This window comes from Pseudomonas hormoni (genome assembly GCF_018502625.1).
In the GTDB taxonomy this organism is placed as follows: Bacteria; Pseudomonadota; Gammaproteobacteria; order Pseudomonadales; family Pseudomonadaceae; genus Aquipseudomonas; species Aquipseudomonas hormoni.
Window position 1 is genome coordinate 5724655 of the sequence record NZ_CP075566.1, and the last position, 21915, is coordinate 5746569.

A 21915-nucleotide genomic window follows, 5' to 3' on the forward strand; every position below is an offset into this window, starting at 1 on the left:
TGAAATCCGGTTAACCGCGCGCGGCGGCGATCTTGATCAGCTTGGCGTAGTAGAACCCGTCGTGGCCGCCTTCCTGGGCCAGCAGCTGGCGACCATGGGGCTGCTTGATGCCGGCCGTTGTGGCGAGGTCCAACTCACGGGCGCCCGGCGTGCGGGCGAGGAAGGCTTCGATGACTTCGGTGTTCTCGGTCGGCAGTGTGGAGCAGGTGGCGTAAAGCAGAATCCCGCCGACTTCCAGAGTTATCCACATGGCATCGAGCAATTCACCTTGAAGCACTGCAAGTGCGGCGATGTCATCCGGTTGGCGGGTCAGCTTGATGTCCGGGTGACGACGGATCACGCCGGTGGCCGAGCAGGGTGCATCGAGGAGGATGCGCTGGAACGGTTTGCCGTCCCACCAGGTGGCAGTGTCGCGGCCGTCGGCGGCGATCAGTTCGGCGCTCAGGCCCAGGCGTGCGAGGTTTTCCCGCACGCGCACCAGACGCTTGGCTTCCAGGTCCACGGCGACGACACCGGCCAATGCAGGTTCGGCTTCAAGGATATGGCAGGTCTTGCCGCCCGGTGCGCAGCAAGCGTCGAGCACCCGTTGGCCTGGCGCCAGATCCAGCAGATCGGCGGCCAGTTGCGCCGCTTCGTCCTGCACGCTGATCCAGCCTTCGGCGAAACCCGGCAGGCTGCGCACGTCGGCGGCGGCGTCGAGAATGATGCCGTCCTGGCTGTAGACACACGGTGTGGCGGCGATGCCCGCTTCGTTCAGCAGCCCCAAGTAGGCATCACGAGTGTGATGGCGACGGTTGACTCGCAGAATCATCGGCGGATGCGCGTTGTTCGCCGCACAAATGGCTTCCCATTGCTCAGGCCAGAACGCCTTCAGGGATTTTTGCAGCCAGCGCGGGTGTGCCGTGCGCACCACCGGGTCATGTTCCAACTCGGCCAGCAGCGCTTCGCTTTCACGTTGGGCGCGGCGCAACACGGCGTTGAGCAACGCCTTGGCCCACGGCTTTTTCAGCTTGTCCGCGCAACCCACGGTTTCGCCGATGGCGGCGTGGGCCGGGACGCGGGTGTACAGCAGTTGGTAGAGGCCGACCAGCAACAGGGCCTCGACATCTGCGTCGGCAGCCTTGAAGGGTTTCTGCAGTAACTTGGCCGCCAGTGCAGACAAGCGCGGCTGCCAGCGGGCGGTGCCGAACGCCAGGTCCTGAGTGAAGCCGCGATCGCGGTCTTCAACTTTGTCCATTTGTGTCGGCAGCGAACTGTTGAGTGAGGCTTTTCCGTTAAGAACTGCAGCAAGTGCCTTGGCGGCGGCCAGACGTGGATTCATTGAGCGTCCGCCGTTTGACCGAGGACGGTGCCGAAGGCGAATTTCTCACGGCGGCTGTTGAACAAATCGCTGAAGTTCAGCGCTTTGCCGCCGGGCAATTGCAGACGGGTCAGGCAAAGGGCTTGCTCACCGCACGCAACGATCAAACCGTCCTTGCTGGCGCTGAGGACTTCCCCCGGTGCGCCCTGCCCTTCAGCGAGGCTTGCGGCCAGCACTTTCAGTGCTTCGCCGTTCAGCGTGCTGTGGGTGATCGGCCAAGGGTTGAAGGCACGAACCAGACGTTCCAGCTCAATGGCCGGCCGGTTCCAGTCGATGCGCGCTTCGTCCTTGTTCAGTTTGTGTGCGTAAGTGGCGAGGCTGTCATCCTGCACTTCGCCATCCAGCGTGCCGGCGGCGAGGCCGGCGATGGCTTGAATCACCGCCGGTGGACCGATTTCCGCCAGACGGTCATGAAGGCTGCCGCCGGTGTCTTCAGCGCTGATCGGCGTGGTGACTTTCAGCAGCATCGGCCCGGTGTCGAGGCCCAGTTCCATGCGCATCACGGTCACGCCGCTTTCGCTGTCACCGGCTTCGACGGCACGCTGGATCGGCGCCGCCCCACGCCAGCGTGGCAGCAAGGACGCGTGGCTGTTGATGCAACCCAGGCGCGGAATATCCAGCACCACTTGCGGCAGGATCAAGCCGTAGGCGACCACCACCAGCAGATCCGGCTTCAGCGCGGCCAGTTCAGCCTGAGCGTCTTCGTTACGCAGGGTCGGGGGTTGCAGTACCGGGATGTTGTTTTCCAGTGCCAACTGCTTGACCGGGCTCGGCATCAACTTTTGCCCGCGGCCCGCCGGACGGTCCGGTTGGGTGTAGACCGCGACGATCTCGTAAGGGCTGTCGAGCAGGGCCTTGAGGTGTTCGGCGGCGAATTCCGGGGTGCCGGCAAAGACGATGCGCAGTGGCTCAGTCATGGGAGCAATCTCTGAAAAGAAAAAGGCTTGCCGCAGCAAGCCTTTGAAAGGAGGGCATCAAGCGTTCTGGCGATGGAGCTTTTCCAGTTTCTTCTTGATTCGGTCGCGTTTGAGGTTCGACAGGTAGTCGACGAACAATTTGCCGTTGAGGTGGTCGCATTCATGCTGGATGCACACGGCGAGCAGGCCTTCGGCGATCAGTTCGTAAGGCTGGCCGTCGCGGTCCAGGGCCTTGACCTTGACCTTCTGTGGGCGGTCGACGTTTTCGTAGAAGCCCGGCACCGAGAGACAGCCTTCCTGGTATTGCTCCATCTCGTCGGTCAGGGACTCGAACTCGGGGTTGATGAACACCCGCGGTTCGCTGCGGTCTTCGGAGAGGTCCATCACGACGATACGTTTGTGCACGTTGACCTGGGTCGCGGCGAGGCCGATGCCTGGCGCTTCATACATTGTTTCAAACATATCATCGACCAACTGACGCACTTCGTCGTCCACTACGGCCACAGGTTTGGCGATAGTGCGCAGACGCGAGTCGGGAAATTCGAGGATGTCTAAAATGGCCATAAGCTTGATTGCTGCACGTGTGAGGTAAAGTCGGGTCGATGGCCTGGCAGGTCCGGAGATGCAGGCTACCGTTGTGAAGCGTAGCTTCCGTTTCTTTTTGGTAAAGAGTTGGAAGCGAGCCACGAGGGCTCTGGCGTTTCACGCGAACGCACATAATAAAGGGATTCACCGCATGAGGAAATCACTACTCGCCTTGCTCCTTCTGGCCTCGGCCGGTTTGGCGCACGGGCAAGTGCAACTCAGGGAAGGTTTTCCACAGCAATACACCGTTGTCACGGGTGACACACTCTGGGACATTTCCGGAAAATACCTCCGTGAACCGTGGAAATGGCCCGAGCTCTGGCAGGCCAATCCGCAAATCCAGAACCCCAATCTCATTTACCCCGGCGATGTGCTGTCGCTGGTCTATGTCAATGGCCAGCCGCGTCTGACGCTCAATCGGGGGGCTTCCCGGGGCACCATCAAGCTCTCGCCAAGGGTGCGCAGCTCGCCGGTGGCGGATGCCATCCCGAGTATTCCACTGCAAGCAATCAACAGCTTCCTGCTGAGCAACCGCATCGTCGACAAGGTGGAGGATTTCGACCAGGCGCCTTACATCGTCGCGGGCGATGCCGAACGGGTGCTCAGCGGCACCGGTGACCGCATCTTCGCCCGTGGCCAATTCGACCCGAACCAGCCGGTTTACGGCATCTTCCGCCAGGGCAAGGTCTACACCGACCCCTACAGCAAAGAGTTTCTGGGGATCAACGCGGACGACATCGGCGGCGGCGAAATCGTGGCCACTGAAGGTGATGTCGCCACCCTCGCCCTGCAGCGCACGACTCAGGAAGTGCGTCTTGGCGACCGTTTGTTCAGCAGTGAAGAACGATCGATCAACTCAACCTTCATGCCCAGTGCGCCAACAACCGAAATAAACGGGCTGATCATCGACGTGCCGCGCGGGGTCACTCAGATTGGCGCGATGGATGTCGTCACGCTGAACAAGGGGCAGCGCGATGGCCTGGCCGAAGGCAACGTGCTGGTGGTGATGAAAACCGGCGAAACCGTGCGTGACCGGATCACCGGCCAACCGCTGAAGATTCCTGATGAACGCGCCGGTTTGCTGATGGTTTTCCGCACTTACGACAAGCTCAGCTACGGGCTGGTGCTCAACGCATCGCGCTCGTTGGCGGTGATGGACAAGGTGCGAAACCCTTAGCCAGCTCCACAAGTTACCAACAGAGTTATCCACAGCTTATTCCCGTTTGAACGGGGCTCATAACGATCAAGGATGATCCATGTCGCTGTTTGCTGTAACACCGGTTTCCCCTGCGGAACTGGAAGCTCGTTTACGCCTGCATCGTTTGCCGGAACTCGGCCCTGCGCGTTTCAAGAAGTTGCTTGAGGCCTTTGGCTCGGCGTCCAAAGCCATCAGCGCACCGGCCAGTGCCTGGCGTGCATTGGGTTTGCCCCTTGCTTGTTCGGAGGCTAGGCGCTCGAGCGAAATTCGCGATGGTGCAAGCCACGCATTGGCCTGGCTAGAGCGTCCGGGCCAGCATTTACTGATGTGGGACCAGCCTGACTACCCGGCATTGCTGGCGGAAATCAGCGATGCGCCGCCGCTGTTATTCGTCGCGGGCGATCCGGGCATTCTGGAAAAACCGCAGCTGGCGATGGTCGGCAGTCGTCGCGCCTCGCGACCAGGCATGGACACCGCTGCCGCGTTCTCCCGGAGTCTGGCCAGCGCCGGTTTTGTCATCACCAGCGGTCTGGCGCTGGGCATCGATGCCGCCGCGCATCAAGCTGCTCTGGACGTGGGCGGGCGAACGGTCGGTGTACTTGGCACGGGACTTGAAAAGTTTTATCCACAGCGAAACCGGAGGCTGGCGGACGCCATGATTGCGTCGGGCAGTGCGGTGCTTTCCGAGTTCCCGTTGGACGCGGGACCCACCGCCAGCAACTTTCCGCGGCGCAACCGGATCATCAGTGGTTTGTCCCTCGGCGTGCTGGTGGTGGAGGCCAGTGTCGCCAGTGGTTCATTGATCACCGCGCGGCTGGCGGCGGAGCAAGGTCGCGAGGTGTATGCCATTCCGGGGTCGATTCACCATCCCGGTGCCCGAGGCTGTCATCAGCTGATCCGTGACGGTGCGGTATTGGTGGAAACCATCGAGCATATCCTCGAAGCCTTGCGCGGCTGGCAACAGTTGCCGTTGTCCACAGAGACACCCTCGGTGACTCATCCGCTGCTGATGCTGCTGCATGCGGCGCCGCACACCAGTGAAGCGTTGGCAGACAGCAGCGGCTGGGCCCTGCCGAAAGTGCTGGCGGCGTTGACGGAGCTGGAAATGGACGGCCGGGCGGTTTGCGAAAGCGGGCGATGGTTTGCGCGGGTGAGCTAGGTTTTATAAGGAAGATCGGTAAACTGCGCAGAGCCTTATTCCGGAGAGTTTTTCATGGTCAACAATTGGCGTGTGCAACAAGCCGCGCAAGCCATTCGCGCAGGGGCGGTGATTGCCTATCCAACCGAGGCGGTCTGGGGCCTGGGTTGCGACCCGTGGGACGAAGAAGCGGTAGAACGTCTGCTGATGCTCAAGGGGCGGTCGGTGGACAAGGGCCTGATTCTGGTCGCCGACAACATTCGCCAGTTCGATTTTCTCTTTGAAGACTTCCCTGAACTGTGGATGGATCGCATGGCCAGCACCTGGCCGGGGCCGAATACCTGGCTTGTGCCGCATCAGAATCTGCTGCCGCAGTGGATCACGGGTGTACACGAGACGGTGGCGTTGCGGGTCAGCGATCATCCATTGGTGCGGGATTTGTGCGCGGTGGTCGGGCCGCTGGTTTCGACTTCGGCCAACCCACAGGGGCGGCCTGCGGCGCGGACGCGCATTCGCGTGGAGCAGTATTTCCGTGGGCAGGTGGATTTGATCCTGGGCGGCAACCTCGGCGGACGCAAGAATCCGAGCGTGATTCGCGATTTGGCGACCGGGAACGTCATCCGCCCGGATTGAGACCGCGTTATCGTTCTTCGCGGGCAAGCCTCGCTCCTACAGGGACCGCGTACAAACTGTAGGAGCGAGGCTTGCCCGCGAAGGCGTCCTCAAGGCAACAAAACAGTCGAACCCGTCGTACGCCGCGCCGACAACTCGGTCTGCGCCTTCGCCGCGTCAGCCAGCGAATACTTCTGGCTGATCTCTACCTTCAACTTCCCGCTGATGATCATCTCGAACAGCTCATCTGCCATCCGTTGCAGGTTCTCGGCGTTGTTGGCGTAGGTCGCCAGCGTCGGCCGGGTCACGTACAACGAACCTTTCGCCGACAAAATCCCCAGATTCACCCCGTCCACGGCACCCGACGCATTACCAAAACTCACCACCAGGCCACGAGGCGCCGCGCTATCCAGTGAAGTCAGCCAGGTGTCCTTGCCAACGCCGTCGTACACCACCGGGACTTTCTTCCCGTCAGTCAATTCCAGCACCCGTAGTGCGACGTTTTCATGGCTGTAGTCGATGGTCGCCCACGCACCGTTGGCTTTCGCCAGCGCGGCTTTCTCCGGCGAGCTGACCGTGCCGATCAACTTCACGCCCAAGGCCTTGGCCCATTGGCAGGCCAGCGAACCGACACCACCGGCAGCGGCATGGAACAAAATGGTTTCGCCACCCTTGAGTTCATAAGTCTGACGCAGCAAGTACTGCACGGTCAGGCCCTTGAGCATCACCCCGGCCGCTTGTTCGAAGCTGATCGCGTCTGGCAGGTGCACCAGATTGGCCTCCGGCAACACGTGAACTTCGCTGTAGGCGCCCAACGGGCCGCTGCCATATGCCACGCGATCGCCGACCTTGAAGCGGGTGACTTCACTGCCCACCGCCTCGACCACGCCCGCACCTTCCGAACCCACACCCGACGGCAAGCTGGGTGGCGCATAGAGGCCACTACGGAAGTAAGTGTCGATGAAGTTCAGGCCGATGGCCTTGTTGGTGACGCGGACTTGTTGTGGGCCGGGCTCGGCGGGCTGGTAATCCACATACTCGAGCACTTCGGGGCCGCCATGGGCGCGGAACTGGATACGTTTTGCCATCTGAACTCTCCATAGGTCATTGTGCCAAGCCCTCTATCGGACTCCTAAGCTTGATCCCCGTCAACTGCGGCAGGCCCATCTGCGATGTTATGCTACGCGCCCATTTGCGCCGGCCCTGCTCCGAGGGAGCGCCGCGTAGTTTTGCCCGATTCAAGGTGATGACATGACGACCCGCACCGAGGCCGTAAAAGCCTACCTGCTCGACCTGCAAGACCGCATTTGCGCTGCCCTTGAAGCCTTCGAGGTCGGCACGCAGTTCGTCGAAGACGCCTGGACCCGGCCTGCCGGCGGCGGTGGTCGCACGCGAGTGATCGAGAACGGTGCTGTCATTGAAAAGGGCGGCGTCAACTTTTCCCACGTCTTCGGCAGCGGTCTCCCACCGTCCGCCAGCGCCCATCGGCCGGAACTGGCCGGGCGTGGCTTCGAGGCCCTGGGCGTGTCGCTGGTGATTCACCCGCATAACCCGCATGTGCCGACTTCCCACGCCAACGTGCGCTTTTTCATCGCTGAAAAAGAAGGTGAAGAGCCGGTCTGGTGGTTCGGCGGCGGCTTCGACCTGACGCCGTATTACGGCAATGAAGAGGACTGCGTGCACTGGCACCGAGTCGCCGAGCAGGCCTGCGCGCCGTTCGGCCCGGACGTCTACTCGCGCTACAAAGCCTGGTGCGACAGCTACTTCCACATCAAGCATCGTCACGAACCGCGCGGCATCGGCGGCCTGTTCTTCGATGACTTGAACGAGTGGGACTTCGACACCAGCTTCGCCTTCATGCGCGCCATCGGTGACGCCTACATCGACGCTTACCTGCCGATCGTGCAGCGTCGCAAGAACGATGCGTTCACTGCCAAACAACGCGAATTCCAGGAGTTCCGCCGTGGCCGTTACGTCGAATTCAACCTGGTTTACGACCGTGGCACGCTGTTCGGTCTGCAATCGGGCGGGCGTACCGAGTCGATCCTCATGTCGCTACCGCCGCAAGTTCGCTGGAGCTATGACTGGAAAGCCGAGCCGGGCAGCGATGAAGCGCGCCTGACCGAGTACTTCCTGCAAGATCGCGATTGGTTGGCCAAGGCCTGAACGAGGAATCCTGATGGACCGTTATGTCGTATTCGGTAACCCGATTGGCCACAGCAAGTCGCCACTGATTCACCGCTTGTTCGCCGAGCAGACCGCTCAGCAATTGGACTACAGCACTTCGCTGGCGCCGCTCGACGACTTTTCCGACTTTGCCCGGGCGTTTTTCCTTGAAGGGCGCGGGGCGAACGTGACGGTGCCGTTCAAGGAAGAAGCGTTTCGCTTGGCGCACAGTTTGACGGCCCGAGCGCAGCGGGCCGGAGCGGTGAATACCCTGAGCAAACTCGCCGATGGCACGCTGCTTGGCGACAACACCGATGGTGCCGGGCTGGTAAGGGATCTGACGGTCAACGCCGGATTCAGTCTCGAGGGCAAACGCATCTTGCTGCTCGGCGCAGGTGGCGCCGTGCGCGGTGCGCTTGAGCCACTGCTGGCCGAGCAGCCGGCCTCGGTGATCATCGCTAACCGCACGGTGGATAAAGCCGAGTTGCTGGCGGAGTTGTTCGCGGATCTGGGGCCGGTGTCTGCCAGTGGTTTCGATTGGCTGCAAGAGTCGGTGGACCTGATCATCAACGCGACGTCCGCTAGCCTGACAGGCGATGTACCGCCCATTGCCGGCAGTTTGATCGAGCCGGGCAAGACCGTTTGCTACGACATGATGTACGGCAAGGAGCCGACCTCGTTCTGCCGCTGGGCTACGGAGCATGGCGCGGCAGTGTCGATGGATGGCCTGGGCATGCTCGCTGAACAAGCGGCAGAAGCTTTCTTCCTGTGGCGCGGCGTGCGCCCGGATACGACGCCGGTGCTGGCCGAACTTCGCCGCCAACTGGCGCTCTAGGCCTTTGTGGCGAGGGAGCTTGCTCCCGCTGGGGTGCGAAGCAGCCCTGAAGTCTGCGGGCGCTTCGCACCCGAACGGGAGCAAGCTCCCTCGCCACAGGTTATGCGTTCGTCATCGCAGTGGTGTTTCAATCCTCAAACCGGATCGGGCATTTCTCCGCACCTTCCAGTTTCCTCAATTCTTCCACCACCGGCGGCCGCGCGCCGCGCAAGGTCAGGCTGCGATCCTGCTTACGCAGCCGTCGCGCTTCCTGGTGCAGCATTTCCACCCCCGAATAGTCGATGAAGTTAATGTGCTGCGCCTCGATCACCACGCGCGCGCCGTGCATCCGTTGCAGGCGCACTTGCAGGTAATGGCTGGCGCCGAAGAAGATCGAACCGCCGACCCGCAGGATGTCTTCATCACCGTCGCGCCAGTGCTGCACACGAGGTTGCGACGTGCGTTTCAAATAGAAGAACAGCGAAGCCAGTACTCCGGCATAGATCGCCGTCTGCAACTCCAGCAACAGCGTGGCGACACAGGTCAGCGCCATCACCACGAACTCGGCGCGGCTGACCCGCAGCAACGCGCGAATGCCGCGATGGTCGACCAATCCCCAGGCGATCAACAGGATGCTGCCGGCCATGGCCGGAATCGGAATATGCGCAATCAGATGGGCGCCGAAGATCGCGAACAGCGCCACCCACAACGCCGAAAAAACCCCCGCCAGCGGCGAGCAGGCACCCGCTTCGTAGCTCAGTCCCGAACGTGTGAAGGATCCGGCTGACAACGAACCGGAAAAAAACGCACCGACTATGTTCGACAAGCCCTGGGCGCGAACTTCCTGATTCGCATCGAGCAACTGCTGTGAGCGCGCCGACAAGGAGCGGGCAATCGACAGACTCGTCACCAGCCCGAGCATCCCGACCGCCACGGCGCTGGGCAACAGACGCAGGATCAGATCCAGGTCCAGCGGCAATGGGCTGAAGGGCGGCAACCGCCCGACAAACGCGCTGACCAACTGCACGTGACCAAACATTGATGGCCAGAGCCACACCAGCAATCCGCTCAGGATCAGTGTGATCAACAGCGTTGGCCATCGCGGCAGCAGCAGTTTCAGCGTCATCCCGACCGCGACAGTCGCCAGGCCCAGCACCAGCGAGGGTTGATCCACCTCGCCGAGATGCCTGAACAGCATCGTAAAGCTGCCCAGCGCCGTGGCCTGGTTGGGCAAGTCCAGCCCCAGCAGGTTGGGCATTTGACCGATGGCAATCACCACCGCGGCGCCAAGCGTGAAACCGAGCACCACCGAGTGCGAGACAAAATTCACCAGAGCACCAAATCGCAGCAAACCCAACAGCCACTGGAATATGCCGGCGAGGAGCGTCAGAAGCAGGATCAGCGTGATGTAGTCCTTGGACGCGGGAACGGCCAGAGGACTGACGCTGGCGTACAGGACAATCGAAATGGCCGCCGTAGGGCCGCAGATCAGATGCCACGACGAGCCCCAGAGGCAGGCGATCAGCACCGGGATGATCGCGGCGTACAAGCCGTATTCCGGTGGGAGACCGGCGATCAGCGCATAGGCAATGGATTGCGGCAACGCGAGAATGGCGCCGCTGAGCCCGACAATCAGATCACGACCGACGCTGGCGCGGGTTTGCCGGGGCAACCAACGGAGGAAAGGGAAGAGTGAATGGCGGCTGGGGAAGGCCATGGGTCCTCTCGGGTGGGATTTTGCGCAAGGGTAACAGGGAGGGCGCGATCATTGTGGCGAGGGAGCTTGCTCCCGCTGGGCTGCGAAGCAGCCCTAAAAATCTGCGGGCGCTTCGCACCCGAGCGGGAGCAAGCTCCCTCGCCACAGGTAACTCTTACAGCTTGGCTTTTACTGCCGGCAACGCATCCTTCCCGTCCACGGTCTTCACGCCATCCAGCCACTTATCCAGCACCGCCGGATTAGCCTTGATCCACGCCTTGGCGGCGTCCGCATTGCTGACTTTCTTGTTCACCACATCCGCCATGATGCTGTTCTCCATCTCCTGAGTGAAACTCAGGTTGGTGAGCAGCTTGCCGACGTTCGGGCAGGCCTGTGCATAACCTTTGCGGGTCAGCGTGTGAACGCTGCCGGTGTCGCCAAAATATTTCTCGCCGCCCTTCAGGTAATGCATTTTCAGTTGCACGTTCATCGGGTGCGGCGTCCAGCCGAGGAAAGTCACGAACTTCTGCTTTTTTACCGCGCGGGACACTTCGGCCAGCATTGCCTGCTCGCTGGACTCCACCAGTTTCCACTGGCCCATGTCGAAGTCGTTCTTCTTGATGATCTCTTGCAGCGAAATATTCGCCGGGGCACCGGAGCCGATCCCGTAGATCTTCTTGTCGAACTTGTCGGCGAACTTGTTCAGGTCGGCAAAGTTATGCACACCCGCGTTCCAGACGTAATCCGGAACGGCCAGGGTGAATTCGGTGCCATCGAGGTTTTTCGCCAGTTGAGTGACGTCGCCAGTGGCCACGAACTTGTCGTAGAACCCCTGTTGCGCCGGCATCCAGTTGCCGAGGAACACGTCGACCTGGCCATCCTTCAAACCGCCAAAGGTAATCGGCACCGCGAGGGTGTCGACTTTGGGCTTGTAGCCCATGCCGTCCAGCAGAAACCCGGTGATGGCGTTGGTTGCGGCGATGTCGCTCCAGCCAGGGTCGGCCATTTTCACCGTCTCGCAGCTCTGATCGGCATACGCCGACGCACTGCCCAGAGCCAGCAGCCCGACCGTCAGTACTGTGGATAACTTTTGCATGGACTTCCCCTTAACATTATTGGTTTTGGCAGGGTTGTGGATAACGTGCTTTGCGCTCCAGGTCGTCGAGGTCGATGTGGTTGCGCATGTATTGCTGACTGGCGTCCACCAGCGGCTGGTGATCCCAGCTCTTCAGCTTGCCGATGGTCAGCGCGTCGGCGACAAATCGCCGGCGACGCTGGCTCGCGAGCACCTGTTGGTGTATCGCCGGGATGTTCCATTTGGCCCGTGCTTCAGCCAGAAATTCCTCGAACAGGGACCGATGTTGCGGCGACTTGCTGAGTTCTTCCTGCTCACGCGGGTCGTTGTGTACGTCGAAGAGTAGGCACGGGTCGTCTTCGCTGTAGATGAATTTGTAAGCGCCGCGACGAATCATCATCAACGGGCTGATGGTGCCTTCGGCCATGTATTCGCCAAAGACTTCGTCGTGACCGCCCTGCCCTTGCAGGTGCGAAACCAGCGAACGGCCATCCAGCGGCAAGCCCGGTTCCAGAGAGCCGCCGGCCAGCTCCACAAACGTCGGCAACAGGTCGGCGGTGGAAACCGCTGCGCTGACCCGGCCTGCGCCGAACTGCCCCGGAGCACTTATCAACAGCGGTACCCGCGAGGCCATTTCGAACCAGTGCATTTTGTACCAGAGACCGCGCTCGCCGAGCATGTCGCCGTGGTCGCCGGAGAAGACAATAATGGTGTCTTCAATCAGGCCAGTTTCTTCGAGTGTTTGCAGGAGTTTGCCGACGTTGCTGTCGATATAGCTACACGCTCCAAAGTACGCACGGCGCGCATCCCGAATTTTATCCACAGGCAGCGGTTTGTCCCACAGGTCGTAGACTTTGAGCAAACGCTGGGAGTGCGGATCGAGTTCGGTTTGCGCTGGAGTCTGGGGTAACGGGATGTCGGCATCGTCGTACATATCCCAGAACGCCTTGGGAATCGTGTACGGGTCGTGTGGGTGAGTCATCGACACGGTCAGGCAGAACGGCTGGTCGCCATCCTCGCGGATGTGATCGAACAGGTATTGCTGTGCCTTGAACACCACCTCTTCGTCGAAATCCAGTTGATTGGTGCGCACGCACGGCCCGGCTTGCAGCACCGACGACATGTTGTGATACCAGGTCGGACGCACATCCGGTTCGTCCCAGTTCACCGCCCAACCGTAGTCGGCCGGGTAAATGTCGCTGGTCAGGCGTTCTTCGTATCCGTGGAGTTGGTCCGGGCCACAAAAATGCATCTTGCCGGACAGCGCCGTGCGGTAACCGAGGCGCCGCAGGTAGTGGGCGTAAGTCGGCACATCGGCAGGGAAATCGGCCGCGTTGTCATACGCGCCGATCTTGCTCGGCAACTGACCGCTGACCAGTGTAAAACGCGACGGCGCGCACAGTGGGCTGTTGCAATAAGCGGCGTCGAACACCACGCCTTCGGCGGCGAGGCGGCTGAGATTGGGGAGTTTGATCGGCGAAGGGCCGTAGAACGGCAACATTGGCGCGGCCATCTGATCGGCCATGATGAAAAGAATATTCTTGCGCTTCATGTGATCGCGGCATTCCATAGTGAATATTTATGCGAGAGTGCTGCGATCGAGCATGGAGTCCATGCACTTTGTGGTAAAGCCCATGCCAGGCAATGACTAGGATAAGCACGGCTTATGTATGACGCTCTGGGTGATTTGTCCCTTGATCTGCTCCGTGCCTTCGAAGCAGCGGCGCGCCAACGCAGCTTCACCGCGGCGGCGGTTGAGCTTGGCACCACGCAACCGGCGATCAGTCAGCAGATCAAGCGGTTGGAAGATCAGCTCGCCACCCGGCTGTTCGATCGCATTTATCGCGGCATTGAATTGACTGAGGCCGGGGCGATTCTTTTTGAGCAAGTTCAGCTCGGTTTGCAGAATATCGACGCAGGGTTGAGCGCAATTAGTGCACAGCATCAGCATGAAGTGTTGCAGGTGGCCACCGATTTCGCCTTCGCTGCCTATTGGCTGATGCCCCGTTTGCACCGCTTTCACGCCGCCAATCCACAAGTGGATGTCAGCCTGGTGACCAGCGAGCGCAGCCTCAACATGTTGCGCACCGATATTGATGTGGCGGTGCTCTTTGGTGATGGCCGATTCAAGCAGGGCGAAAGCCACTGGCTGTTCAGCGAAGAAGTGTTTCCGGTGTGCAGTCCGCTGCTGTTGAAAGACCGTCCCCTGCCCTTGCCTGCACAGTCGCTGCTGGAATTTCCGCTGCTGCACTTGCGCGGCGAAAACAGCAGCAACTGGTTCGACTGGAGCGGCGTGTTTCGCGAGTTGGGTATCACGTCGGCGCCAGCGCCCGGGCAATTGCGATTCGACAATTACACCTTGTTGATTCAGGCGGCGATTGGCGGCCAAGGAGTGGCGATTGGCTGGCGGCATCTTGTGGATAACTTGCTGGCGCAAGGTTTGTTGTGTCGACCTATTGCTGACACGGTGATGTCCCGGCTGGGTTATTACGTGGTCCTGCCCCAGCGCAAACGGCGCGGGGCATTGATTCAACAGTTTGTGGACTGGTTGATGGAGGAGCAGGCCAGCAGTGCGCAATCGCTCAATAGCCTGCCTTTGCCTTTGCCTTCGATTGCGGTGTGAAAGCAAAAAAGATCGTCCGAACGCGGCCCGAGCGGACGAACTTTATTGCTTCTGCGAAGTTGCGACGAAGCTCACATGTTCGCCAACGTGCAGATTCAGGTGCAACTCATCGGCAATCCCCGTCGCGACGCGGCTCAACCGCTGAAGCGGTTCGGCCAGCCCCGGTTCCAGGCTGCTGACCTGACTGAAATGCTCGATCGTCAGCCCCGCAATGCCGCGTGGCGCATTCACCAGCGTCCAGTGCAACGCGCTGCTTTGCAGAGCCTCGCGGATCTCTTCGGCAGCGTGGTGTTGCAGCTGATCTTCGATGTCCGGATCGTCCAGTACCTCGAAATCGCCCACCAGAAACAGTCTGGCAATGCCCGCGGCCTGCATGCCACCGATCAGCGCATCGACGGCCAGTACTTGTTCGACCGGGCCCGGCACGATGGTTTTTTCTACGTGCTCGCTGTTGAACGGCAACCCGGGTGCATCCAGTAGACAGATGACGGCCGAGCAGCCCGCCACGCTTTGCTTTACCCGCTCGGCGTCAAACAGATCACCGGTCTTGGCGCGCAAACCGGGGCGCGGCGCCAGCGCCGTCAGGTCATCGAGAATCGCGATCACTTCATGTTGGCGCCGCAGCATTTCAGCCATCAGCGCACTGCCCAGGCTACTCATGGCACCATACAGCACCACTTTGACCACTGGGGTTTCGGCATTTTTCATGGCTGGGCTCCGCACTTTCCTATCTATATGACGTGTGACCTGTGGGAATCGGTGAGGGTTCGACCGGGTTTTAGAGGGATTCAGATGCAACAGATCAAGGGCTATCACGCCCATGTGTATTTCGACGCCGCCCGCATGGATCAGGCGCGCACGTTGTGTGAGCAAGCGGCGCACCTGTTTCCGCTGAAAATGGGCCGCGTGCACGAACGTCCGGTGGGGCCGCACCCGGACTGGAGCTGCCAATTGGCATTCGGGCCGGAACTCATCGGCGACGTGTTGCCGTGGCTGGCCCTCAACCGCAAGGGTCTGGTGGTGTTCCTGCACCCGGACACCGGCGACGATCTGCTTGACCACACGGAACATGCGATCTGGATGGGCGCGATCCGGCCACTGGACCTGTCCATTTTTTGATCACAGGGTTTCTTCTGCTTCACCCGGCAGGTGCTCGTCCAGGTGCAACCACGGCAGGCGGCTGTCTGTCCAGATGTGCCGCTCGGCCGGGGCGTGCTCGGGATGATCGAGGGTGGCGATGGTGAGGTCGATGCTCTCGGGGCTGAGATGCGTCGTCAGCGCCAACTGCGCCCCGCAGTTCGGGCAGAAGTAGCGAATGCAGCTGGAGGACGACGCGTATTGTGCCGGCGTGCCTTTGAGCCATTCAAAGGTCGATGCGGGCACGGTGATCCAGGTCGTCACGATCCCGCCGCTGACTCGGCGGCAAATCGAGCAATGACAGTGGGCGATGTCGTGCAACGGTCCGCTGAATTGATAGCGAAGATGTCCGCAGTGGCAGCCGCCTGTGTGAATCTCGCTCATGACCTTCCCTCCTCATGCGTATTTACCGACGCCATCGCCGGCAAGCCGGTTTCCCTCCCTGCCCCGGTCCGACGACCGGTTGCACATCCCATCAATGCTTTCATCGGCGAAAGCTCGGTGAAAGCTTCCCCGATTAGGATCGCCCTCACTGCCGGCAACAGACCGGTCGGCCAATGCCAGTGGTTTATCGCTCGCACAGCCCATTTAACAACAACAATGGTGACCCTGATGTCCTTTGCTACCCGCCGCTTCGCTGCAACTCCGCCCGTACGCCTCGTGCTTCCCGTTCTGCGCTGACCCCACCCGGTTCGCCCATTCCCTAGCCGCGCTACGCCTGGAGTATTCCCATGCTGACTTTCCTTGGCTTCGCCATGGTCATCACGTTCATGTTCCTGATCATGACCAAGCGCCTGTCCGCGCTGATCGCCCTGATCATCATCCCGATCGTCTTCGCCCTGTTCGGCGGTTTTGCGCCGAAGATCGGCCCGATGATGCTCGAAGGCATCACCAAGCTTGCGCCGACCGGTGTGATGCTGATGTTCGCCATTCTCTACTTCGCCCTGATGATCGATTCCGGCCTGTTCGACCCGGCCGTGCGCAAGATCCTCAAACTGGTCAAGGGCGACCCGTTGAAAGTTTCGGTCGGCACCGCCGTACTGGCGCTCGTCGTTTCCCTCGATGGTGACGGCGCGACCACTTACATGATCTGCGTGGCCGCCATGCTGCCGCTCTACAGCCGCATCGGCATGAGCCCGCGGATCATGGCCGGCCTGATCATCCTCGCCGGCGGTGTGATGAACATGACCCCGTGGGGCGGCCCGACTGCCCGTGCGGCCAGTGCGCTGCACGTGGACCCGTCGGCCATCTTCGTACCGATGATTCCGGCGATGGCTGCTGGTGTCCTGGCCATCCTGGCGATCGCTTACTTCTACGGCAAACGTGAACGTGCGCGTCTGGGTGAACTGCACCTGGTGGGTGACGAAATCGACCACAGCGAAATCAGCGTTTCGCAGTTCCCGGATGCCCGTCGTCCGAAGCTGATCTGGTTCAACGGCGCTTTGACGTTCGCCCTGATGTGCACCCTGATCGCCGGCCTGTTGCCGCTGCCGGTGCTGTTCATGGTGGCGTTCAGTATTGCAATGATCGTCAACTATCCTTGCCTGCAACAGCAGAAGGATCGCGTCGCGGCTCACGCCGGTAGCGTTCTGGCGGTGGTCGGTTTGATCTTCGCGGCGGGTATCTTCACCGGTATCCTGTCGGGCACCGGCATGGTCGATGCGATGTCGAAGAGCCTGTTGGCGGTCATCCCGGATTTCTTGGGCCCGTACCTGGCCGTGATCACCGCGCTGGTGAGCATGCCGTTCACGTTCTTCATGTCGAACGACGCATTTTATTACGGCGTGTTACCAGTACTTGCCGAAGCCGCCAGTCATTACGGTATAACCGCGGTTGAAATGGCACGTGCCTCGATCGTCGGTCAGCCCGTCCACTTGCTGAGCCCGCTGGTACCATCGACCTATTTGTTGGTGGCCCTGGCCGGTATCGACTTCGGTGACCATCAGCGCTTCACCCTGAAGTGGGCAGTGCTGGTGTGCATGTGCATACTGGTCGCCGCGTTGCTGATGGGGATTTTTCCGCTGTTCAGCACTCTATAAGCCCAAGACTCACCACAACGGGTCCAGGCTTTGCTGTTTGAAGCCCGGGCCCGTTCTGGTTTAACACTCGCTCAAAGGAATACACATGGAATGGCTGACCAACCCTGAAATCTGGGTTGCCTTCTTTACCCTGACCGCCCTGGAAATCGTCCTGGGTATCGATAACATCATCATGATTTCGATCCTGGTCAGCCGCATGCCCAAGCACATGCAACAGCGCACCCGGATTTTCGGCCTGGCGCTGGCCATGGTCACGCGGATCCTGTTGCTGCTGTCGATCACCTGGGTCATGCGCCTCACCGCCGACCTGTTCGAAGTGTTCGGCCAGGGTATTTCCGGGCGTGACCTGATCCTGTTCTTCGGTGGCCTGTTCCTGCTGTGGAAGAGCTCGCAAGAGATGTACCACGCGCTGGAAGGTGAAGACGAAACCAATGAGGAGCCGGGCGGCAAGGGCGGCAACTTCCTTTACACCATCATCCAGATCGCGATCATCGACATCGTGTTCTCGCTGGACTCGGTGATCACCGCAGTCGGCATGGTCTCCCACGTACCGGTCATGGTCGCGGCGATCGTCGTTGCCGTACTGGTGATGATGCTGGCTTCCGGCACCATCAGTTCGTTCATCGACAAGCACCCGTCGCTGAAGATGCTGGCGCTGTCGTTCCTGTTGATCGTCGGTATGGTGCTGATTGCTGAAGCTTTCGACGTGCACGTGCCAAAAGGCTACGTCTACTTCGCCATGGCGTTCTCGCTGGCGGTGGAAGCGATCAACATCAAGATGCGCACCGCGATTGCGAAAAAGAAGAAACAGCAAGATCCGGTGAAACTGCGCAAGGATATTCCTGGGCAGTAAATTGTGGTGGGGGTCTTGTGTGGCGAGGGAGCTTGCTCCCGCTGGGGCGCGAAGCGGCCCCAAAGCCGGCGATGCGATTTCCCAGACAAACCGCATTCGCTGGTTTTACGACTGCTGCGCAGCCGAACGGGAGCAAGCTCCCTCGCCACAGTTATCCAGCGACTCCAAATACGTGCATCAATGACCAAGGAGCCTTCGGGCTCCTTTTTCATTTTCTGCATCAAGCTGTTTTCATGACAGTTTTGTTTCAATCGCCTGTTTAGCTATGCGATGCTGGCGCCCAGACCGTTAGCCAACTACAGCTTAAGTACACAACGTAGAAAGTAGCGCGGCACCGCCAACTTGCCCCTCTGGGGCGCTACCACCACAGGGGGCCCGTATGCTCACCCTGCTCAATTTGCTATCTGCCGTGGCCTTGTTGATCTGGGGCACACACATCGTCCGAACCGGCATCCTGCGGGTCTACGGTTCCAATCTGCGCCATGTGATTGGCCAGAACATGTCCAAGCGCGGGCTGGCGTTCATTGCCGGCATTGTCGTGACCGCCATGGTCCAGAGCAGCAACGCCACGGCCATGCTCGTCACGTCCTTCGTCGGTCAGGGCCTGATGGCGCTGATGCCGGCGCTGGCGACCATGCTCGGCGCCGACGTGGGTACGGCATTGATGGCGCGGGTCCTGACCTTCGATTTGTCATGGCTGTCGCCGCTGCTGATTTTCCTCGGGGTGATTTTCTTCCTGTCGCGTAAACAGACGCGGCTCGGGCAGATGGGCCGCGTCAGCATCGGCCTGGGGCTGATCATTCTGGCGCTGCAACTGATTGTCGAAGCGGCTGCGCCGATCACCCACGCCCAAGGGGTCAAAGTAATTTTCGCCTCGCTGACCGGCGACATCCTGCTCGACGCCCTGGTCGGCGCGTTGTTCGCGATGATTTCCTACTCCAGCCTGGCCGCCGTCCTGCTGACCGCGACCCTGGCCGGTGCCAGCGTCATCAGCTTGCCCGTGGCCATCGGCCTGGTGATCGGTGCCAACATCGGCAGCGGCATTCTGGCGTTCATGAGCACCAGCATGCAGAACGCCGCAGGCCGCCAGGTGGCGCTCGGGAGCCTGCTGTACAAGCTGATCGGCCTGTTGCTGATCATTCCCGTGCTCGACCCGCTCGTGCACTGGATCGACAGTCTGGATTTCAGCCCCCAGGAAATGGTCATCGGCTTCCACCTGCTCTACAACGCTGCGCGCTGCCTCATCCTGCTGCCAAGCGTCGGGCTGATGGCCAGACTTTGCGCGTGGTTGCTGCCGGAGCGCCCGGAAATCAACGGCACCGCCAAACCGCGGCACCTTGACCCGACGGCGCTGGTGACCCCCAGCCTGGCGCTGGCCAACGCCGTCCGGGAAACTCTGCGTATCGGCGATCTGATCGACAACATGCTCGTCGCCATGCTCGACGTGCTGCGCGGCAATCAAACCGCCGTCACCCAGGAAATGCGCCGCCTGACCGATGATGTGGAATCGCTCTACAGCTCGATCAAGCTCTATCTGGCGCAGATGCCTCGCGAGGACCTTAGCGAGCAAGACAGTCGGCGCTGGGCGGAAATCATCGAACTGGCGATCAACCTCAAACTGGCCAGCGACCTGATCGAGCGCATGCTGCGCAAAGTGCAGCAACAGAAAACTTCGCAGCGCCGGTCTTTTTCCGAGGTCGGCCTGGACGAGTTGGCGGGGCTGCACAGTCAGCTGATTTCCAATTTGCGTCTGGGAATGTCGGTGTTTCTCAGCGCCGACAAGGAAAGTGCACGCCAGTTGCTGCGTGAGAAACGTCGCTTTCGCGCACAGGAACGCCGCTTGGCCCATGCGCATGTCAGCCGGTTGCAACGTAAGATCGTGCAGAGTATCGAGACCAGTTCGCTGCACCTGGAGCTGATCGCCGACATGAAGCGCCTGAATTCGTTGTTCTGCAGCAGTGCGTATGTGGTGCTGGAAACGTCTGACACCGGCGCACTCATCGTCGATGATTTGGCTGACATCACACATTCGCCTTGAACGTCTGGCAGTGTGGTCAGTCAGTAACAATGGTTCAGCCTCAAGACCATCTTCGCGGGCAAGCCAGCTCCCACAGGTGATCTGGGTCGGACACAATTCCAATTACACCAAAGATCACTGTGGGAGCGGGCTTGCCCGCGATAGCGGCCTAAAGGACGACACGGATCTCCGATTGATTGCCTGGAAGCATGTTATGCGTTGTCTGTTGTTCGCCTGCCTGTTGCTTGGGTCTCTCCCTTCTTTTGCCCTGGATCGCTTTCAGGTCGAGGGCTATACGCTGCCCAACGGCCTGCAGATGCTGCTCAAACCCGGCACCGAACGCGGGCATGTGGCAATTCGGCTGGTGGTCGGCGTCGGTATCGATGATTTCAGCTGCGCCGAAAAAGAGCTGCCGCACCTGCTCGAACATCTGCTGTTCAGCGGCATCGACGCCACCGGCGAAGGCGGTCTGGAAGAACGCATGCAGGCGCTCGGCGGTGAGTGGAACGCTTACACCAGCAACGCCGACACCACGTTCGTCATCGAAGCGCCGGCGAAAAACCAGCGCAAGGTCCTCGACCTGCTGCTGGCGCTGCTGACCCAGACCCGAATCGACGACAACGCCATCAACGCCGCCAAACAGGTGGTCGAGCGCGAGGACGGCGGCCATTACTCACACTTGCAACGCTGGCTGGATCGTCAGGATCTGGGCCACACAGCGAGCAATCAATTGGCCGTGGAGTTGGGGCTCAAGTGCCCGGAGCGGGCCGAGGTCGATAACCTGACCCGCGAACAACTGGAGACGGCACGCAAGGTCTGGTACGCGCCGAACAACATGACATTGATCATGGTCGGCGACCTCGACCGCTTGCTGCCGGCTTATCTGGAACGGGCCTGGGGCGCACTCCAGGCAGTTGACCCGAGCGATCACCCGCCACTGCCGCAAATCCAGGCCAGCGCGGCCCACGAGCGCACGTTGAGTCACGGCTTCGTCGGCGGTGGAGCGAAGTTGCACTGGCTGGTGCCGGAGCCGGTGCTGGAAGACCAGCACGACGAAACCTTCGACCTGCTCAAGGACTATCTGGACTGGGCGCTCTATCGCCAGTTGCGCCTGGCGCACAGTTTGTCCTACGGCCCCTCGGCTGAGCGCGAGGTGTTTGGCGGTGTGGGTTTCATGAGCCTCAACGCCGATGTTGAGCGCGACGATGTGCCCCAGGCCGAACAAGTACTGGAGGAATTGAAGGCCGCCTTGCTCAAGGATGGCCTGGATGCCGACACCTTCAACCGCCTCAAGCAGGCCGCCATTGCCCGTCAGGCCTGGGCCGTGCAAGGCAACAGCGCGCTGGCCGATTACTACTGGAGCGCGCTGGGGGACTACGAGGATGGTCGTTTCGCTGACCCGGCCAGGGAACTGCAGGGCGTGACGCTGGCAGAGGCCAACAAGGCCATGCGTGAATTGCTGTTGCAACCGGGCTATTTGCGGATTGAGAAGCCGTTGATGAGTTATGACCAAGTGACGTGGGTGGTTGTCGGGGTGTTTGCTTTGATTGTGCTCGGGCTGTTGGCTTGGCGAATCCATCGCAGACGATAACCAACCCCTGTGGCGAGGGAGCTTGCTCCCGCTCGGCTGCGCAGCAGCCGCCTGCATTCTAGTTTGAAGGAATGCGGTTTTCCGGTTTTGGGGG

Annotated in this window: 20 protein-coding genes; 11 read left to right on the forward strand and 9 right to left on the reverse strand. The window is 60.6% G+C overall.

Annotation, left to right across the window (positions count from 1 at the left end; genetic code table 11):
• Positions 1-10: 10 nt before the first annotated feature.
• The 3 genes from rsmB to def are packed head-to-tail and all read right to left on the reverse strand — an operon-like array spanning position 11 to position 2841.
• Positions 11-1321 carry a 16S rRNA (cytosine(967)-C(5))-methyltransferase RsmB gene (rsmB, locus tag KJF94_RS26640; protein ID WP_214379999.1) on the reverse strand — a complete coding sequence of 437 codons (1311 nt, stop codon included), beginning with the start codon at positions 1319-1321 and terminating at the stop codon, positions 11-13.
• The gene (gene fmt, locus KJF94_RS26645; protein WP_214380000.1) at positions 1318-2277 is read right to left on the reverse strand and encodes a methionyl-tRNA formyltransferase; all 960 of its coding nucleotides are present in this window, start codon (positions 2275-2277) and stop codon (positions 1318-1320) included. The genes rsmB and fmt overlap by 4 nt, the downstream gene beginning before the upstream one ends.
• A 57-nt stretch (positions 2278-2334) precedes the next feature.
• The gene (gene def, locus KJF94_RS26650) at positions 2335-2841 is read right to left on the reverse strand and encodes a peptide deformylase (RefSeq protein WP_017341723.1); all 507 of its coding nucleotides are present in this window, start codon (positions 2839-2841) and stop codon (positions 2335-2337) included.
• A 172-nt stretch (positions 2842-3013) separates the two neighbouring features.
• On the opposite strand from def, the gene KJF94_RS26655 reads away from it, so the two are divergent.
• The 3 genes from KJF94_RS26655 to tsaC all read left to right on the forward strand — a co-directional run bounded on the left by KJF94_RS26655 (position 3014) and on the right by tsaC (position 5831).
• Positions 3014-4039 carry a LysM peptidoglycan-binding domain-containing protein gene (locus KJF94_RS26655; protein ID WP_214380001.1) on the forward strand — a complete coding sequence of 342 codons (1026 nt, stop codon included), beginning with the start codon at positions 3014-3016 and terminating at the stop codon, positions 4037-4039.
• A 79-nt stretch (positions 4040-4118) separates the two neighbouring features.
• Positions 4119-5219 carry a DNA-processing protein DprA gene (gene dprA, locus KJF94_RS26660; protein WP_214380002.1) on the forward strand — a complete coding sequence of 367 codons (1101 nt, stop codon included), beginning with the start codon at positions 4119-4121 and terminating at the stop codon, positions 5217-5219.
• 54 nt (positions 5220-5273) lie between these two features.
• Positions 5274-5831: an L-threonylcarbamoyladenylate synthase type 1 TsaC gene (gene tsaC, locus KJF94_RS26665; RefSeq protein WP_214380003.1), complete on the forward strand. Its 558-nt coding sequence runs from the start codon at positions 5274-5276 to the stop codon at positions 5829-5831.
• An 89-nt stretch (positions 5832-5920) separates the two neighbouring features.
• Here tsaC and KJF94_RS26670 read toward each other — a convergent pair whose 3' ends face one another.
• Positions 5921-6898, reverse strand: a complete 978-nt coding sequence (locus KJF94_RS26670) for an NADPH:quinone reductase (protein WP_214380004.1) — start codon at positions 6896-6898, stop codon at positions 5921-5923.
• A 163-nt stretch (positions 6899-7061) separates the two neighbouring features.
• Here KJF94_RS26670 and hemF point away from each other — a divergent pair, with 163 nt between their 5' ends.
• Positions 7062-7976 (forward strand): oxygen-dependent coproporphyrinogen oxidase, encoded by a 915-nt coding sequence (hemF, locus tag KJF94_RS26675; RefSeq protein WP_214380005.1) that lies wholly within the window; start codon positions 7062-7064, stop codon positions 7974-7976.
• Between the two features lie 13 nt (positions 7977-7989).
• On the forward strand, positions 7990-8811 hold the full coding sequence (aroE, locus tag KJF94_RS26680; protein ID WP_214380006.1) for a shikimate dehydrogenase: 822 nt from the start codon (positions 7990-7992) through the stop codon (positions 8809-8811).
• Between the two features lie 127 nt (positions 8812-8938).
• Here aroE and KJF94_RS26685 read toward each other — a convergent pair whose 3' ends face one another.
• The 3 genes from KJF94_RS26685 to betC all read right to left on the reverse strand — a co-directional run bounded on the left by KJF94_RS26685 (position 8939) and on the right by betC (position 13113).
• Positions 8939-10507, reverse strand: a complete 1569-nt coding sequence (locus KJF94_RS26685; RefSeq protein WP_214380007.1) for a SulP family inorganic anion transporter — start codon at positions 10505-10507, stop codon at positions 8939-8941.
• A 154-nt stretch (positions 10508-10661) separates the two neighbouring features.
• Positions 10662-11582: a choline ABC transporter substrate-binding protein gene (gene choX / locus KJF94_RS26690; protein WP_214380008.1), complete on the reverse strand. Its 921-nt coding sequence runs from the start codon at positions 11580-11582 to the stop codon at positions 10662-10664.
• Positions 11583-11598: 16 nt separating this feature from the next.
• A complete protein-coding gene (gene betC / locus KJF94_RS26695; RefSeq protein WP_214380009.1) occupies positions 11599-13113 on the reverse strand; it encodes a choline-sulfatase in 1515 nt (504 codons plus the stop codon).
• A gap of 114 nt (positions 13114-13227) precedes the next feature.
• Between betC and KJF94_RS26700 the strand changes: the two genes are divergently transcribed.
• Positions 13228-14184: a choline sulfate utilization transcriptional regulator gene (locus KJF94_RS26700; RefSeq protein WP_214380010.1), complete on the forward strand. Its 957-nt coding sequence runs from the start codon at positions 13228-13230 to the stop codon at positions 14182-14184.
• 42 nt (positions 14185-14226) lie between these two features.
• Here KJF94_RS26700 and KJF94_RS26705 read toward each other — a convergent pair whose 3' ends face one another.
• Positions 14227-14892, reverse strand: coding sequence for an NAD(P)-dependent oxidoreductase (locus KJF94_RS26705; RefSeq protein ID WP_214380011.1), 666 nt, complete (start codon positions 14890-14892; stop codon positions 14227-14229).
• An 84-nt stretch (positions 14893-14976) separates the two neighbouring features.
• Here KJF94_RS26705 and KJF94_RS26710 point away from each other — a divergent pair, with 84 nt between their 5' ends.
• Positions 14977-15303, forward strand: a complete 327-nt coding sequence (locus tag KJF94_RS26710; RefSeq protein ID WP_214380012.1) for a DOPA 4,5-dioxygenase family protein — start codon at positions 14977-14979, stop codon at positions 15301-15303.
• On the opposite strand, the gene KJF94_RS26715 is transcribed toward KJF94_RS26710, so the two are convergent.
• A complete protein-coding gene (locus tag KJF94_RS26715; protein WP_214380013.1) occupies positions 15304-15705 on the reverse strand; it encodes a GFA family protein in 402 nt (133 codons plus the stop codon).
• 347 nt (positions 15706-16052) lie between these two features.
• Here KJF94_RS26715 and KJF94_RS26720 point away from each other — a divergent pair, with 347 nt between their 5' ends.
• The 4 genes from KJF94_RS26720 (at position 16053) to KJF94_RS26735 (ending at position 21821) form a co-directional block, all read left to right on the forward strand.
• Positions 16053-17360 carry a CitMHS family transporter gene (locus tag KJF94_RS26720; RefSeq protein WP_214380014.1) on the forward strand — a complete coding sequence of 436 codons (1308 nt, stop codon included), beginning with the start codon at positions 16053-16055 and terminating at the stop codon, positions 17358-17360.
• An 85-nt stretch (positions 17361-17445) separates the two neighbouring features.
• Positions 17446-18213, forward strand: a complete 768-nt coding sequence (locus KJF94_RS26725; protein WP_214380015.1) for a TerC family protein — start codon at positions 17446-17448, stop codon at positions 18211-18213.
• 379 nt (positions 18214-18592) lie between these two features.
• The gene (locus KJF94_RS26730) at positions 18593-20251 is read left to right on the forward strand and encodes a Na/Pi cotransporter family protein (protein ID WP_214380016.1); all 1659 of its coding nucleotides are present in this window, start codon (positions 18593-18595) and stop codon (positions 20249-20251) included.
• A 193-nt stretch (positions 20252-20444) separates the two neighbouring features.
• A complete protein-coding gene (locus tag KJF94_RS26735; RefSeq protein ID WP_214380017.1) occupies positions 20445-21821 on the forward strand; it encodes a M16 family metallopeptidase in 1377 nt (458 codons plus the stop codon).
• The last annotated feature ends 94 nt before the right edge of the window (positions 21822-21915 follow it).